The sequence below is a fragment of the Streptomyces sp. NPDC050448 genome (assembly GCF_040655295.1).
Classification (GTDB): domain Bacteria; phylum Actinomycetota; class Actinomycetes; order Streptomycetales; family Streptomycetaceae; genus Streptomyces.
The window spans coordinates 33975-49817 of record NZ_JBFAJR010000027.1; the positions used below are offsets into that span (position 1 = coordinate 33975).

Below are 15843 nucleotides of genomic sequence, written 5' to 3' on the forward strand. Positions count from 1 at the left end.
ACCGCTGGTGTCTACTGCTGCTGCGCGGTGCGTTCCGCGATGATGCGCTCGATGACGACGGCGACGCCGTCCTCGTTGTTGGCGACCGTATGGCCCGAGGCGGCCGCGATCACGTCCGGGTGGGCGTTGCCCATCGCGTATGAGGTACCCGCCCAGCGGAGCATCTCCACGTCGTTCGGCATGTCCCCGAAGGCGACGACCTCGGCGGGGGAGATACCGCGCTCGGCACAGCACAGCTCCAGGGTGGTGGCCTTGGAGACGCCCAGCGCGCTGATCTCCAGCAGGGCGGTCGGGCTGGAGCGGGTGATCGACGCGTAGGCGCCGGCGGCCGAGCGGGCGAGCGCCAGGAACTCGTCCGGGGCGAGCTCGGGGTGGTGCGCGAGCAGCTTGAGGACGGGAGCGGAGGTGTCGTCCGCGTCTTCCTCCAGCAGCTTCTCGGCGGTGGCCACATGGGCGCCCGGGTCCTGGAAGACGGGCGGGTACAGCGGCTCGTAGTTGATACCGCTGGTCATCTCGACCGCGAAGGACGTGCCCGGGGCGGCCGCGCGCAGGGTGTCCACGACCGTCAGCGCCGTGGCCCGAGGCAGTGCCCGGACCTGCACGAATTTCCGGCCCGCGTGGAGATCGACCACCGCGGCCCCGTTCGCGCAGATCGCCAGGCCGTGGCCGTGGACGTGGGCGCTGACCACGTCCATCCAGCGGGCCGGGCGGCCGGTGACGAAGAAGACCTCGATCCCGGCCTCCTCGGCGGCGGCGAGTGCGGCGACCGTGCGGAGCGAGACGGATTTGTCGTCGCGCAGCAGGGTGCCGTCGAGATCGGTGGCGATGAGCCGGGGCGTGGGCGTTGGCCCGTCCGGGCGCTGGAGAGCCGAGGTCACGGACCCATCTTCGCCCATGGCCCTGCGGCCGCGGACCAGAGCGGGGCCCGGCCCGCGCCGGATGGCGCTGTTTCTCCCCCAGCGCCCGCCGGGAGGTACCCCTCAGTGGCACCGGGGCGGATGACGTTTCACGTGAAACATGGGCAGGGCCGTAGTCTCGAATGCATGAGTCTGCGTCTGAGCACTGTGATCCTCCCGGTACGCCCGTGGCGTGAGGGCGGCCGTGACCAGTGGGTACGAGCCGAGAAACTCGGGTTTCACACCGCTTACACCTACGACCACCTGACCTGGCGGTCCTTTCGCGACCTGCCGTGGTTTGGCGCGATCCCGACCTTGACCGCAGCGGCCGCCGCCACCGAGAAGATGCGGCTGGGCACGCTCGTCACCTCGCCGAACTTCCGGCACCCGGTGACGCTGGCCAAGGAGCTCATGTCGCTGGACGACATCTCCGGCGGCCGTTTCACCCTCGGGATCGGCGCCGGCGGCAACGGGTTCGATGCGACGGCGCTGGGACAGGACCCCTGGAGCCCGCGTGAGCGCGCGGACCGCTTCGCAGAGTTCGTGCCGCTGCTCGACCGGCTGCTCACCGAGGCCGCGGTCAGCGGACGCGGCACCTTCTACTCCGCCGACGAGGCCCGCAACATCCCCGGCTGCGTGCAGCAGCCGCGGCTGCCCTTCGCCGTCGCCGCGAACGGCCCGCGGGGCCTGAAGCTGGCCGCCGCCCACGGCCAGGCCTGGGTGACCACCGGCGATCCGAAGCTCTTCGAGGAGGGCACGCCGGAGCAGTCGCTGGAGGCCATCCGCGGCCAGCTGGCCCGGCTCGACAAGGCACTCGCCGAGATCGGGCGCGCGCCGGAGCCGATGGAGAAGATCCTGCTGACCGGCTTCACCCCGGACCGCAACACGATGCTGGACTCCGTCGATGCGTTCGTCGACTTCGCCGGCCGCCACCGGGAACTCGGCATCACCGAGATCGTGATCCACGCGCCGATCCCGGACTCCGAGTTCGCGGCGGACGAGGACGTCTTCGAGGAGATCGCCACCGAGGGCCTGGCCCAGCTGAACAGCTGATTCAAGGCCTGGCACAAGGAGAGGCCCGGGCGCAGGCCCCGGCTGCCGACCGCGATGCCCCCGTCGCCGCCGGGCAACGGGGGCATCGCGGTCAGGAGCTCAGGCTGTCGAAGAGCTCAGGCTGTCGAAGGAGGACTGGGCGCGCTCCAGCAGATCGTCCGGAACCTCCTCGGGCCGGGCCCGGAGATCGTCGATCAGCGCCGAGAGCCGAGCGGCTCCCGCCTCGTTGCGACCAATCTCGCGCTCGGTCCAGGCGGCGTACTGCACGCACTGGAGCCGGTCCCCCAGATGGTCCGGCCCCAGTTCCGCGTAGAGGGCCGCGGCCCGCTCACTCAGCCCGATCTCCTCCAGCCTCAGCGCCTCGATCTCCGCGTCGCTGTCCACGACGGCGCGGCGGGAGTCCTCGCCGGCCTCGCTGTCTGCGTCGTCCTCCTCGTAGGCCTGCTCGTGCGAATTGACACGCCAGTCGAGCACCTGCGCCAGCTGCAGCCAGGTCTGGGCGAGCTCGGCCCGAAGCTGCGGGGCCCCGGGGGACTCCCCGTGCTCGACCAGCGCGGCCTCCACGACCCCGGCCGCCTGGTTCATCAGGTCCCGTGCCTGCGCCCATGCCGCCGCGGTGACCTTCTCCCGCGGCGCCAGCCAGGCCAGCGAGCGCAGGATCCGCACCTCGGCGATCGGGTCGTCCCCCGTCACCCGGTACAGCTCCAGGGACCGCCCGTACGCGGCGACCGCCTCCTGGTTCAGCCGTGCGGCGGCAAGCTGTTCCGCGGCCGCCTGCGCGAGTGCGGCCTGCGGGCGGGTGTCCTCCCAGCCCTTGGCGACCTCCGCCGCGAGCAGGTACTGCTCCGCCGCCGCACGCGAGTCGTTCAGCTGCCGCAGCAGATCGCCGAGGAACTCCCGTGCGGACACGGCCTGCCCCTCGCCGTGCTCCAGCAGATCCGGCAGCGTCGACTGCAACACCTCGGCCGCGTCGGCGTTCCGGCCGTCCCGCGCATACGCCCGGGCCAGTACGAGCCGGGCCTGCGCCCCTCCGTCGGCGGCCAGAGCGGCCTGGTCGAACCAGTGCGCCGCGGTGAGGGCGTGCTCGGCGGCTTCCGCCGCTCCGTCGGCCCGGTGCAGCAGGATGTCCGCGAGGGTGAGCCGTACGACGCCGTGCGTCTCGGCCTCGGTCACCTCCGCGGAGTCCTCCAGCGCGGATCGCGCCGCCTCCTCCGCCTCCTCGGGCCGGCCCAGCGACATCAGCACACCGGCCCGCAGCACCAGCGGATCCACCGCCTGCCACGGCCGGTCCGCCGACACCGCGCGCGCCGCGGACGCGGCCAGCAGCGGCAGGGCCCGCTCGGGGTCGCCCTGGGACAGGGCGACGCGGCCCAGCATCTCCTCGGCCTCCGCCACCAGGTCGGGCAGATCCCGCGCGTGGGCTGCGACGAAGGCGCCGAGTTCGGCCGCGAGCTCCCCGTGCCCGTGGTCCTGCCCGGGGCCGTGGACGTGGTCGTGCTCCGGGCCGGCCTCCAGCGAGCGCAGGTACGACTCCACGCGGATCGAGGACAGCTCCGCCAGCGCGATCCGGCGCCCGCGCAGCGGCTCGTCCGCATCCAGCGCCTCGGCGGCCCGCGTGGCCACCGCCAGCAGCTCCCGGATCCGCTCAGGCTCGGCTCCGGACTGCGCGGCCTCGCTCGCCAGCCGCAGCTCCGCCAGCGCGGCGCGCTCCGCCTGCCCGAGCGCCCGGTAGCCGTCGCGGACCGCATTCAGCAGCTCGGCGGCGTTCCCGGCTCCGCCGCGCGCGGCCGTCAGGGCCCGGTGGTCCGCCACATCGGCGGCGACCAGCGGGTCCACCTCGCCCTCCGGGCGCGCGTCCACCCGTACGCCGACCTCGGCCCAGAGCGCGTCCGAGGCCGGATGCCCCTGGTCGCGGGCCTGCCGGGCCCGCTCCACCAACTCCTCGAGGTCGGCTGCGGGCGGCACGGGCGCAGCCGCGGGGGCGGTCGCGGCTGCGGCTGCGGGTGCAGGGGTCTGCGGCAAGGCCGAGCTGCGCACCCCCAGCGGCAGCACGTCGACCAGCGGCTCCCGCCCGATCCGGGTCAGGAAGCGGTCCGAGACCCGGCTGGTTCCGTTGCGGGCGTCGAACCGCCGTGCAATCTCGAGCGAGCTCGCGCGCAGCACCTCGTACAGCTCGGAGACCGTGCGCGGTACGCCCTCGTAGGGGACGGCCGGGCTCTGGCCGTGGCCCACGTCCATCAGCCGGCGCAGCAGCACCAGGATGCCGCCGTGGAAGGCCATCTGGTCGTCGACGTTGGCGAGCGGGGCGACGTGGACGGAGTGCTCGGCGAGGATCTCCAGGCCGCGCGACTCGTTGCCGCTCAATGCACAGAACTCGATGTGCTTGCCGACCGAGGGCAGCAGGCTCTCGTTGCCCCGGGCCATGCGGTAGCCGCGCAGGTGGTGCGAACGGGCCTCGTCGAAACGGCCGAGGCGCAGTAGCGGCAGCAGTGAGGTGGCGAGCACCCGGTGGGGTTCCTCGGCGCAGATCCGCTCACCCGCCAGCACGGGCTGCCAGACCTTCAGGGCCCGGGCGTCGTTCCCGCGCAGCAGGGCGTATGCGCCCTGGCCGTTGAGCTCGCAGGCCCGGCAGTCGCTCATGCTGTCGCGGTCGGCCGCCAGCCAGGCGCGGTACGCCGCCTCGGCCCGGTCGTCCTCGCCGATCGCGTCGGCGAGCCACAGCTCGGCCTCGCGTACCGGCCGCTCGCTGTAGCCCGCGATCCGGTAGCGGCGCTCCATCTCGTCCAGCCAGCCCGTGGCGGACTCCAGCGGGATCTCGGGGGAATCGCTGATGGCCGTGGCCACCCACTTGAACTGCCAGAACAGCGAGTGGGCGTTCCCCTGGGAGAAGGCGCCGGGGTCCTTGTCGTACTCCTGGAGCAGCCGGGCGAACGGCACCAGCATCTTCGAGGACTCGGCACTCCAGAGACAGGCGTTGATCAGGTTGTCCAGCGCCTTGCGGAACAGCGCACCGTCACCGCTCGCCTCCGCCGCGCCCACCAGCAGCTCGGCATGTGCGTTGCGCGCTGCCCCGTTCGGAGCCTCGCGGTTCTCCTCCAGGCCCCGCTCGATCTCCTCGCGCGTCAGCGTGGTCACTTCTGTCCCTCCGGGGAATCGGTGGAGTGGGTCGCCCATTCCAGGAGCCCGAGGAAGGCCCGGTTGAGCAGGGTCGAGTCGGCGGGGCGCAGCGGGCGTTGGGACATCAGCAGCGCCTGCCCGTACAGCGATTCGACGGCCGTGCCGGTCAGGGCCTCGTCGGGCAGAGCCGAGATCCGGCGGATCAGCGGGTTGTTGTGGTTGAGCACCAGGCGGGCGCGCGGCGCGGAGCCGCGCAGTGCCCCGAGGATTCCGGTCCACAGCGAGTCGGCGCTGTTCAGAGCCGTCGTGCGGTCGCGCTCCTGGCGGGCCTGGCGGTCGTCGAGGTAGAGGGCGGGGACCGAGACGGGCTGGAAGGCGCGCAGCACCACGTCGCAGCCCTGCGGTTCCAGCCGGGTGCGCGCCGTGGACAGGAACGGCGCGAGGGCCAGTTCGGCGGAGGTCGGGACCGGGTCCAGCCGCTCGGTGACGGCTCCGGCGTCCAGCTCCGTGACCTTGAGGTCCGGCCGTACGGCGGGCAGCAGGGCGAGCAGGTCGGCGTCGTAGGTGTATCCGGCGTTGATGACGCCGAGGCCGTGGGCCGCCGCGATCGGGGCGATCTGGCGGAACTCCTCGACGGTGCGCGTGAAGTGGATCTCGGTGTGCGCGGCCGTGAACTCCTGGAGGCTCATCGAGCCGTCACTGGTCTCGAACGGCAGCCAGGGCAGCATCAGGCCGAGCAGCTCGGCGTCGTGCCGGGCCAGGGATTTCACGCCGAGGTGATGGACGCCCAAGAAGGCGGCCAGGCGCTCCGGTTCGCTCGCTGCGAGTTCGGCGAGCCAGGCCCGGACGCGGGCGCCGAGGGCCTCCCGCACGGCGGACAGGGTCTCGTCGTCGTACAGGTTCTCCCGCGAGGCGGTGGGCCGCAGCGTGTCCGTGTCGATGACCGCGCGGACGAAGAACGCCCAGTCCGGCAGCAGGTTGTCGGCGTGGTCGGTGAGCAGCATGCCCTTGAGGTGGACGCGGTGTCCGGCCCGGTGGGCGGGACTGGTCGGCTCGGGGAGGACGTACGCCACTCCGCGCACCCCGGCGACGGGCAGGTCGAGGTCGATGCTGTCCAGCGGGGTGAAGCCGAAGAGCTGTGCGCAGTGGCCGGCCAGCGCGACGTGTCGCGCGGCGGGGGTGGGGAAGCGACGGTCCCATACGGCGGGCCGGTCGGTGACGGCCCGCGGCTCGCCGCCTTCGCCGTCGTCGAAGGTGATGTCGTAGGGGAGCAGCGAGCCGTAGTCGCGGGCCAGTTGTTCGACCTTGGCCGGGACGGTCCACTCCTCGGCGCCCGGGCGGGCCTGGAGGATGACGGTGGTACCGGGCTCCCGGCGTGCGTCGTCGGGCAGTTCGCGGACGGTGTACGAGCCGTCGTCCGTGGCCAGCCATTCGACGGGCGCGGCCTGGGGGTCACGGGCGGACCGGGTGATGACGCGGATCTGGCGGGCCACGACGAAGCAGGCGAGCAGGCCGATACCGAACTGGCCGAGGAATTCCCGGCGGGTGGTCTCGAGGCCGTGGTCGCCGCCGCGCTTGGAGCTGCGGCCGATGGTGGCGAGGAGGGAGTGGGCCTCGGCGGCGGTCAGGCCGATGCCGCTGTCCTCGATGGTCACGCGGCCCCCGGACGCCGACAGGCGGATGCGGATCTCCGCCTCCGGGTCGAGTGTGTGGCGGGCGGTGACCGCGTCCACCGCGTTCTGCAGGAGCTCGCGGACGTAGACGCGCGGGCTGGAGTACAGGTGGTGGGAGAGCAGGTCGACCAGGCCGCGCAGATCGACTTGGAAGCTGTTGGCCGAGGGGTCGGAGTGGTCGGCGGAGTGGGAGCGGGAAGGGGATGTGGACGTCACAGGGCGTCACCTCGCGTACTCGCATGGATGATTCGGCGATCGCGAGGTACCCCCCTCACGGATCGGAATGAGGAACAGCGTAGGGGGATGATCTGACAATCTCTTCGGGAATTCCGTCGTCGAGCGCGTCGTCGAGCGCTTTGCCGATTCCGCCACGGAGATCGCTTCGCCGATCGCTTCGCCGATTGCGCCGCCGAGCGCCCCGAGCCGCCGAGCGGTGTCCGGGGCGCTACTGGAAGCGAAGGAACTGCGGCGGTACGGCATCCACCAGCCACACCCCGTTGGCGCTGATCCGGAAGACGTGCCCGGCGGCGTGCATCGCCCCCGCGTCCACGCTGAGCACGACCGGCCGGCCACGGCGCGCGCCGACGCGGGTCGCGGTCTCCCGGTCGGGGGACAGGTGCACGTGGTGGCGGGCCATGGGGCGCAGGCCCTCGGCGCGGATCGCGGCCAGGACGGGGGCGACGGTGCCGTGGTAGAGGTACGCGGGCGGCTCCGCCTCCGGCAGATCCAGGTCCACGGGAACGGTGTGGCCCTGGTTGGCCCGGATGCGGGTGCCGTCGACGGCGAACCGCTGCTTGTCGTTGGCGGCGACGACGTGGTCGAGCTCGGCGCGGCTGACGGGGAAACCGTGGGCGGTGGCCGCGCGGAGAAGATCATCGATCTCCACCCAGCCCTGGGTATCGAGCACCAGTCCGATGCGTTCCGGCTGATGTCGCAGATGTTTCGAGACGTATTTGGACACCTTCACGGTGCGTCTGTCGTCCATGGCCCCAGCTTGCCGGGTCGAGCCGGGGTCCAGCAGCGATTTTCCGTCGCTCCATTGAACACGGACACCCTCTATCGCGTTTCCAAGATACGGAATACATTTTCCGCTGAACGTCTGCCCAGGGGGAGAACCCATGACAATCCACGCTTCTCTGCCGCGCCGTGCGGTCGCCGAGCTCATCGGCACCGCCGGCCTTCTCGTGGTGGTGATCGGTTCCGGCATCCAGGCCGCCGGCCTCAGCCGTGACACCGGTGTCGCCCTCGTCGCCAACTCGCTCGCCTCGGCCATCGGCCTCGGGCTGATCATCACCCTTTTCGGACCGCTGTCCGGAGCCCACCTCAACCCGGTCGTCACCCTCACCTCCTGGTGGGCGCGTCGGACCGGCGGCGAGGGGCTCGGCGGCCGGGAGGCTCTGGTCTACACCGCGGCCCAGACCGCCGGGGCCATCGGCGGCGCCGTCCTCGCCGAGTTGATGTTCGGCCACGCCCCCGGCACGTTCTCCACGCGGATCCGCGGCGGCGGCCATCTGCTCGTCGGCGAGGTCGTCGCCACCGCGGGGCTCGTCCTCGTCATCCAGGGCCTGGAGCGCATCGGGCGCCCGAAGCTGATCCCGGCCGCGGTCGCCGCGTACATCGCCTCCGCGATCTGGTTCACCTCGTCCGGCTCCTTCGCCAACCCGGCGGGAACCATCGGGCGCGCCTTCAGCGACTCCTTCACCGGGATCGCCCCGCAGTCCCTGCCCGGATTCGTCGCGGCCCAGCTGGTCGGCGGCGTCCTGGGCCTGGCCCTCGCCGCACTCCTCTACGGGAGCACCCGGGTCGGCACGCAGGGTGCGCCGGCCACCCCGGCGGCCACCCCTGCCGCCACCCCCGCGGCCGACGCCCCGGCGTTCGTCGGCCCGGCCGACCCCGCAAGATGCGCTGCCGACGCCACCGGTACCACCAGCACCACCAGCCCCGCAAACCCCGCCTACGGGACCGTCGGTTGACTTGTCCACAGAGTCGTCCACAGGCCTCCCCGACTTGTCCACAGCCGGTTGAGCAGGATTTGGCAGCAAACGGGTGATCCGCCCTGTGGACTACTGACCGGATGCCGCCGGCCGTTGCCCGCCGCCCCGTCGTGCCAGCTCGTTCATCGTCCGGGCCTGCAGCTCCCGCTCCGTCGCGGCCCGGACGAACTCCCCGACGTGCTCGGCACCGACCAGCTCCTGCACCGCCCGTACCGTCTCCGCCGGCAGCGGCACCGACGCGGGCCCCGACGCCTGCGGGGCCCCGGCAGCCCCCAAGTGGCGCTGCAGATGCCGGGTGGCGAACAGCCGCATCGCCCGCGCCAGTTCGGCATCGACGGTCTGCTGGGCCAGGGGCCGCAGTCTCCGTACCATCGCCGCCGCCTCCGTCGCGTCGGCGTCCGTCGGCGGCACCTGCCCGAGGTAACGGGCGAAGACATGCTCGGTGGTGAACTCCAGGAACCGCGAGGCGATGTGCTCCACCTGCCCCCGCAGTTCCCGCAGATGCCCGGTGATCGCCGACAGCGGCACCCCGGCCGCATGCAGCTCGGCAGCCACCGCCAGCTCCTGCGGGGAGGGCACGAGGAACTCGTCCGGGCGCCCCGGAATCCGCTCCAGCACCCCCAGTTGGCACGCCTCGCCCACCGCGTCGTCGTCGGGCCGGCCGCCGAACCGCTCGTTCAGCTCCGCCCGGCTGATCCGGGCGGCCTCCTCGTCGGTCCACGGTCCGTGCACCTCGGCGACGAGTCCCAGCACACCGCCGAGCCCGCGCCCGGCATCCCAGGCCTCCAGCAGCTCCTTGATGGAGGCCAGGGTGTAGCCGCGGTCCAGCAGGTCGGCGATCTGGCGCAGCCGCGCCAGATGCGTGTCCCGGTAGACGTTGGAGCGGCCCCGCCGCTCCGGCTTCGGCAGCAGCCCGCGGTCCTGGTACGCCCGGATCGTGCGCACCGTCGCCCCGCTGTGGTGCGCGAGATCCTCGATCCGGTACTCGGCCACCGCCTGTTCTGACAATCCCGGCTCCCTACGACATGGCGGCTCGGCCGACCGCGGCCGCCGCGGCCCGGGCGGCAGGCGAAGCCGCAAGGTACTCGACCGCCCTGCGCAGCGAGCCCTCCTGCGAGGGATGGTACGACCGCCGGAAGTAGCGGGGTATGGCCGTGCCGAGCTCTCTCCACGCCGGCAGCAGCCCCTTGGCCACGGCCCGGTTGTGCGCGCGGAGCGAATAGCGCAGCCGCCCGGCCGGTTCCGGGTCGTGGCGGATCAGGTACGCGGCGCCCCACACCCACAGCCAGGCCAGCACCGGGGCGACCACCGCCATGCCCTCCACGCGCCGCGCGTACCGGGGCAGGCCGGTGCCGCCGCAGTGCTGGTACATGTCGAAGGCGACGGAGCGGTGCTCCACCTCCGCCGCCCCGCTCACAGCCGGGGCTCCAGTTTCGCGAGTCGCCGCAGGGCGCCCGGCGCGAACCGGGACATCCACAGGGCGCCCTTGGACTCCGGTGTCACCGGCACCACGGCCTCGTTGCGCACCACCGCTCGCAGGATCGCGTCGGCGACCTTCTCCGGCGGGAAGTTGCGCAGCCCGTACAGCCGCGAGGAGCGCTCCTGGCGGCGCTTCTCCTCCGCCGCGTCCACCCCGGCGAAGCGCGAGGTGGCGGTGATGTTGGTGTTGACGATGCCCGGGCAAATCGCCGAGACCCCGATCGACTGCGAAGCGAGCTCGGCGCGCAGGCACTCGCTCAGCATCAGCACCGCGGCCTTCGACGTGCTGTACGCGGGCAGGGTCTTGGAGGGCAGGTAGGCGGCGGCGGAGGCGGTGTTGACGATGTGCCCGCCCTGGCCGCGCTCGGCCATCTGCCGGCCGAAGATCCGGCAGCCGTGGATGACGCCCCACAGGTTGACGTCGAGGACCTTCTTCCAGTCCTCCGAGGTGGTTTCCAGGAACGGCCCCGACAGGCCGATCCCCGCGTTGTTGACCAGGACGTCCACGATTCCGTACTCGGCGGCGGTCTTCGCCGCGAGCTTCTCCATCGCCTGCTCGTCGCTCACGTCGACGCACTCGCCCCAGGCCTCGGGGGCCCCGACGAGCCGCGCCATGTCGGCCGTGCGCGCCGCGCCCTCGGCGTCCCGGTCCACGCACACCACCCGGGCCCCGGCCTCGGCGAACGCGAACGCGGTGGCCCGTCCGATGCCGCTGGCGGCTCCGGTGACCAGCACCAGCTGGCCGCCGAACCGGTCGGCGTACCGGCCCGGAGCCTTCTGCTCCGGCGCCCGGGTCGCGGGCTCCTCCCGGGCGGTGACGAACTCGGTGATCCACGCGGCCAGCTGGTCGGGCCGGGTCCGCGGCACCCAGTGCTTGGCGGGCAGGGTGCGCCGCACCAGGTCGGGGGCCCACAGTTCCAGCTCGTCGTAGAGCCGCTCGGAGAGGAAGGCGTCCCCGGTCGGGGTGATCAGCTGGACCGGTGCGTGCGCGTACGCGTCGGGGCGCGGCCGGCGCAGCCGGGGCCGTACGTTGTCGCGGTAGAGCCAGGCTCCGTGAGCGGCGTCGGAGGGCAGCGAGGCCGTGGGGTAGGAGCCGGCCGGGACCTTCTCCACTCGCTCCAGGATGCCCGGCCACCGCTTGCCGAGCGGCCCGCGCCAGGCGAGCTCCGGCAGTACGGGGGTGTGCAGCAGGTACACGTACCAGGACTTGGCGCCCTGGCCGAGGAGCTGCGCGGCCCGGCGCGGGGTGGGCCGGGACATCCGCTTCTTGATCCAGTGCCCGAAGTGGTCCAGAGAGGGGCCGGACATCGAAGTGAAGGAGGCGATCCGGCCCTCGGTGCGGGCGACGGTCGCGAACTCCCAGCCCTGTACGGAGCCCCAGTCGTGGCCGACCAGGTGCACCGGCCGGTCCGGGCTGACCGCGTCCGCCACCGCCAGGAAGTCGTCGGTCAGCTTCTCCAGGGTGAAGCCGCCGCGCAGCGGCACCGGCGCCGTGGAGCGCCCGTGGCCGCGTACGTCGTAGAGCACCACGTGGAAGCGGGCCGCCAGCCGCTCCGCGACCTCCGACCAGACCTCCTTGCTGTCCGGGTACCCGTGCACGAGCACCACGGTCGGCCGGTCCGTGTCGCCGAGCTCGACGACGCACAGCTCGATGCCGCCGGTGCTCACCCGGCGCTCGCGCGCCCCCGCGAGGCCCGTGCCCTCCAGCGCCCCGCCCGGGCCCACTCCGCCCGGGGCCGCCCCGCCGAGGCCCGTCCCGTTGATGCCGTCCGCTCCGCTCATGCCGCTCATGCTGCCTTCTCCTCGGCCCAGCGCCGCACGTGCGGCAGATCGTCGTCCAGCCAGAACGCGCTCTCCTCGGGATCCCGCGAGCCGGTGACGACCAGGATCTCCTCGAACTTCGCGCCGGTGCCCCGGAAGCCCAGGTGCGGTTCCATCGCCCACAGGCCGGGCTGCGGCGGGTGGTCGGAGAAGCGGTACGGGCTCCAGAGCGGGGACCAGCCCTCGCGGTGCCCGCGCAGGGCGTCGGAGGCCAGCCCCTTGAGGGACTGCGTCCCGAACCCGAAGGCGGTCGGTGACCAGCGCCGCTCCCTGACCCGGTCTATCTTGTGGGCGATCACACCGAAGGGGTAGGCGCGGTGCCGGTTGGCGTACCCCTGGCGGATCATCAGCCGCTCGACGTTCTCGTAGATCTCGCGCAGCGGGCGGCGCTCGCGGACCTGCTCCAGGATCAGCTCGCGGTGCACGCGCAGATCGGACATGAGCCGGTCCTGTACGGGGTTCAGCCCGAGGCTGCCCGAGTACCCGATGTCGGCCGCGTACCCCTTGTAGACCGGGGCCATGTCGAGGATGAACGGCATCCCCGGCTCCAGCTTCCGGTTCGTCGGGAAGAACTGCAGGGGGATCTTGAAGTTCGCGAACGCGGTGCGGTCCCCGAACCACGCGAACGGCAGGTGGAACCAGTCCCGCACCCCGCGCTCGCGCAGCCACTCGCGCTGCATCCGTGCCGCCTCGCGCTCGGTCATCCCCGGCCGCAGCTGCGCCGCGACGGTCTCCGCGCACTCGTACGAGAGGCGTTGCACTTCCCTGAACCCGCGCAGGTCCGCAGAGAGTTGCGCGGTGCGTTGCCTGGTGTCCCCAGCCATGACAGCCGTCCGTCCGTAGAACCGTACGCGCCCGTAACTTGACACTGATGAATGTGACAATGACCGGAGATCACGTCAAGGGCCGTGCACGGACCTGTGGACAAACTTGTCCGGTCCGCATCAGCCTTTCGTCAGGGTCCGTAGTCCTGAAGGCGGAGACGGGATGACGCTCCAGGTCTGACGATCCGCGCGACCCGCGCCACTAACGTCGAAGCCGTGACTGTCATCGCGACCGAAAGCCTGAGCAAGCGGTACCCCCGAGTGACCGCAATCGACCGGCTCTCCCTGGACATCGGGCCCGGAGTGACCGGCCTCGTGGGTGCCAACGGAGCCGGCAAGTCCACGCTCATCAAGATCCTGCTTGGACTGTCCCCCGCCACCGAGGGCCATGCCGCCGTGCTCGGACTCGACGTCGCCACCCATGGCAGCGCCATCCGTGAACGCGTCGGCTACATGCCCGAGCACGACTGCCTGCCGCCCGACGTCTCGGCCACCGAGTTCGTCGTGCACATGGCGCGCATGTCCGGGCTCCCGCCCACCGCCGCCCGCGAGCGGACCGCCGACACCCTGCGCCACGTGGGCCTGTACGAGGAGCGCTACCGCCCCATCGGCGGTTACTCCACCGGCATGAAGCAGCGGGTCAAGCTGGCCCAAGCGCTCGTCCACGACCCCCAGCTGGTCCTCCTGGACGAGCCCACCAACGGCCTCGATCCCGTCGGCCGCGACGAGATGCTCGGCCTGATCCGCCGCGTCTACACCGACTTCGGCATCTCCGTCCTGGTCACCTCCCACCTCCTCGGTGAGCTGGAGCGGACCTGCGACCACGTCGTGGTCGTCGACGGCGGCAAGCTGCTGCGTTCCAGCTCCACCAGCGACTTCACGCAGATCACCACGACCCTCGCGGTCGAGGTCACCGACACCGACGCCCACCCGGACGGCACCGCCGTCCTGCGCAAGGCGCTCGCCGAGGCGGGCATCACCCTGCACGCGGGCGAGGAGCAGGGCCTGCCCGGAGCCGGCCACATCCTGCTCGTCGAGGCCACCGGCGAGGACACCTACGACACCGTGCGCGACACCGTCGCCGACCTCGGCCTCGGCCTGGTCCGCATGGAACAGCGCCGCCACCACATCGCGGAGGTCTTCCGCGACAACGACCAGCAGCAGCTCGTCCGGAAGGGAGCCGGTTCCGATGGCGCCTGACACCTCGACCCAGATCCACAACATCGGCTACCGGTCCTACGAGGGGGCCCGGCTCGGCCGCGCCTACGCCCGCACCTCGCTGTTCTCGCAGTCCCTGCGCGGCGCCTACGGACTCGGCCGGTCCGCCAAGTCCAAGGTCCTCCCGATGATCCTCTTCGCGGTGATGTGCGTCCCCGCGCTGATCATCGTCGCGATCGCCATCGCGGTGCCCGGCTCCACCAGCCTGCCGATCAAGTACACGACGTACGCCCTGACCACCCAGGTGGTCATCGGCCTCTACCTCGCCTCGCAGGCGCCCCAGTCGGTCTCCCGGGACCTGCGCTTCAAGACCGTGCCGCTCTACTTCTCGCGGCCCATCGAGCGCGTCGACTACGTCCTCGCGAAGTTCGCGGCGATGGCCTCGGCCCTGTTCATCCTCACCGCCACACCGCTGCTGATCATGTGGATCGGCTCGCTGCTGGCCAAATTCGACTTCGCGGACCAGACCAAGGGGTTCGCCCAGGGACTGGTCTCCGTGCTGCTGCTCTCGGTGCTGTTCGCCGGCCTCGGCCTGATCATGGCCGCGCTCACCCCGCGCCGCGGCTTCGGCGTCGCCGCCATCATCGCCGTGCTCCTGATCCCCTACGGCGCGGTGACCGCCGTCCAGGGCATCGCGTACAACACCGGTTCGACCGGTGCCATCGAGTGGATGGGCCTGTTCTCCCCGGTCAGCCTGATCGACGGGGTCCAGTCCGCGTTCCTCGGCGGCACCTCCGCCTTCCCAGGCGGAGACGGCCCCTCGGCCGGTGTCGGCTTCGTCTACCTGCTCGTCGTCCTCGCCCTCATCGCCGGCTCCTACGCCGCCCTGATGGCCCGCTACCGGAAGGCCGGGCTGTGACCACCATCGACATCGACCACACCTCCCGCTGGTTCGGGAACGTCGTCGCCGTCAACGACGTGACCATGCGTATCGGCCCCGGCGTCACCGGGCTCCTGGGCCCCAACGGCGCCGGAAAGTCCACCCTCATCAACATGATGGGCGGCTTCCTCGCCCCCTCCACGGGCACCGTCACCCTCGACGGCGCGCCGATCTGGCAGAACGAGCAGGTCTACAAGCAGATCGGCGTCGTGCCCGAGCGCGAGGCCATGTACGACTTCCTCACCGGCCGGGAGTTCGTCGTCGCCAACGCCGAGCTCCACGGCCTCGACGACGCGGCCGCCCAGCGGGCGCTCGCCACCGTCGAGATGGAGTACGCCCAGGACCGCAAGATCTCCACGTACTCCAAGGGCATGAGGCAGCGCGTGAAGATGGCCTCGGCCCTCGTCCACGAGCCGTCCGTGCTGCTCCTCGACGAGCCGTTCAACGGCATGGACCCGCGTCAGCGCATGCAGCTCATGGACCTGCTGCGGCGCATGGGCGACGACGGCCGCACCGTGCTGTTCTCCTCCCACATCCTGGAGGAGGTCGAACAGCTCGCCTCCCACATCGAGGTGGTCGTCGCCGGCCGGCACGCCGCCTCCGGCGACTTCCGCAAGATCCGCCGCCTGATGACGGACCGCCCGCACCGCTACGTGGTCCGCTCTTCCGACGACCGGGCCCTTGCCGCGGCCCTGATCGCCGACCCCTCCACCGCAGGCATCGAGATCGACCTCAAGGAAGGCGCCCTGCGCATCCAGGCCGTCGACTTCGGCCGCTTCACCGAGCTGCTGCCGCGGGTCGCCCGTGCGCACGGCATCCGGCTGCTGACGGTCTCGCCCTCCGACGAGTCCCTCGAGTCGGTCTTCTCCTACCTCGTCGCGGCCTGAA

12 protein-coding genes and 1 pseudogene are annotated in these 15843 nt (G+C 72.0%); 5 read left to right on the plus strand and 8 right to left on the minus strand.

What is annotated here, in order from left to right; all coding sequences use genetic code 11:
- Nucleotides 1-11: 11 nt before the first annotated feature.
- Nucleotides 12-896, minus strand: a complete 885-nt coding sequence (locus tag AB0I68_RS27205) for a Cof-type HAD-IIB family hydrolase (protein WP_363180001.1) — start codon at nucleotides 894-896, stop codon at nucleotides 12-14.
- Nucleotides 897-1043: 147 nt separating this feature from the next.
- On the opposite strand from AB0I68_RS27205, the gene AB0I68_RS27210 reads away from it, so the two are divergent.
- Nucleotides 1044-1949 carry an LLM class flavin-dependent oxidoreductase gene (locus tag AB0I68_RS27210; RefSeq protein ID WP_363180002.1) on the plus strand — a complete coding sequence of 302 codons (906 nt, stop codon included), beginning with the start codon at nucleotides 1044-1046 and terminating at the stop codon, nucleotides 1947-1949.
- A gap of 99 nt (nucleotides 1950-2048) precedes the next feature.
- Here AB0I68_RS27210 and AB0I68_RS27215 read toward each other — a convergent pair whose 3' ends face one another.
- From AB0I68_RS27215 to AB0I68_RS27225, 3 genes are all read right to left on the minus strand, one after another.
- On the minus strand, nucleotides 2049-5084 hold the full coding sequence (locus AB0I68_RS27215) for a tetratricopeptide repeat protein (RefSeq protein ID WP_363180003.1): 3036 nt from the start codon (nucleotides 5082-5084) through the stop codon (nucleotides 2049-2051).
- Complete coding sequence (locus tag AB0I68_RS27220) at nucleotides 5081-6955, minus strand: HSP90 family protein (protein WP_363180004.1); 1875 nt, start codon at nucleotides 6953-6955, stop codon at nucleotides 5081-5083. Before AB0I68_RS27220 ends, AB0I68_RS27215 begins: the two co-directional genes overlap by 4 nt.
- A 229-nt stretch (nucleotides 6956-7184) precedes the next feature.
- Entirely contained in the window at nucleotides 7185-7724 is a 540-nt protein-coding gene (locus AB0I68_RS27225) for an RNA 2'-phosphotransferase (protein WP_363180005.1), read from the minus strand.
- Nucleotides 7725-7857: 133 nt separating this feature from the next.
- Between AB0I68_RS27225 and AB0I68_RS27230 the strand changes: the two genes are divergently transcribed.
- Nucleotides 7858-8712, plus strand: coding sequence for an aquaporin (locus tag AB0I68_RS27230; RefSeq protein WP_363180006.1), 855 nt, complete (start codon nucleotides 7858-7860; stop codon nucleotides 8710-8712).
- Nucleotides 8713-8802: 90 nt separating this feature from the next.
- On the opposite strand, the gene AB0I68_RS27235 is transcribed toward AB0I68_RS27230, so the two are convergent.
- From AB0I68_RS27235 to AB0I68_RS27250, 4 genes and pseudogenes are all read right to left on the minus strand, one after another.
- A complete protein-coding gene (locus tag AB0I68_RS27235) occupies nucleotides 8803-9741 on the minus strand; it encodes a MerR family transcriptional regulator (RefSeq protein ID WP_363180007.1) in 939 nt (312 codons plus the stop codon).
- Nucleotides 9742-9751: 10 nt separating this feature from the next.
- Nucleotides 9752-10144, minus strand: a pseudogene (locus AB0I68_RS27240) (metal-dependent hydrolase); the annotation flags it as partial.
- A gap of 2 nt (nucleotides 10145-10146) precedes the next feature.
- A complete protein-coding gene (locus tag AB0I68_RS27245) occupies nucleotides 10147-11919 on the minus strand; it encodes an SDR family oxidoreductase (protein ID WP_363180069.1) in 1773 nt (590 codons plus the stop codon).
- Between the two features lie 80 nt (nucleotides 11920-11999).
- Nucleotides 12000-12857 carry a M24 family metallopeptidase gene (locus tag AB0I68_RS27250; protein ID WP_363180009.1) on the minus strand — a complete coding sequence of 286 codons (858 nt, stop codon included), beginning with the start codon at nucleotides 12855-12857 and terminating at the stop codon, nucleotides 12000-12002.
- Between the two features lie 216 nt (nucleotides 12858-13073).
- On the opposite strand from AB0I68_RS27250, the gene AB0I68_RS27255 reads away from it, so the two are divergent.
- Genes AB0I68_RS27255 through AB0I68_RS27265 form a run of 3 tightly spaced genes read left to right on the plus strand, consistent with a single transcriptional unit; the run spans nucleotide 13074 to nucleotide 15842 of the window.
- Nucleotides 13074-14057: an ABC transporter ATP-binding protein gene (locus AB0I68_RS27255; RefSeq protein WP_363180010.1), complete on the plus strand. Its 984-nt coding sequence runs from the start codon at nucleotides 13074-13076 to the stop codon at nucleotides 14055-14057.
- Nucleotides 14047-14934, plus strand: coding sequence for an ABC transporter permease subunit (locus AB0I68_RS27260; RefSeq protein WP_363180011.1), 888 nt, complete (start codon nucleotides 14047-14049; stop codon nucleotides 14932-14934). The genes AB0I68_RS27255 and AB0I68_RS27260 overlap by 11 nt, the downstream gene beginning before the upstream one ends.
- Entirely contained in the window at nucleotides 14931-15842 is a 912-nt protein-coding gene (locus AB0I68_RS27265) for an ABC transporter ATP-binding protein (protein ID WP_363180012.1), read from the plus strand. The genes AB0I68_RS27260 and AB0I68_RS27265 overlap by 4 nt, the downstream gene beginning before the upstream one ends.
- Nucleotide 15843 lies beyond the last annotated feature (1 nt).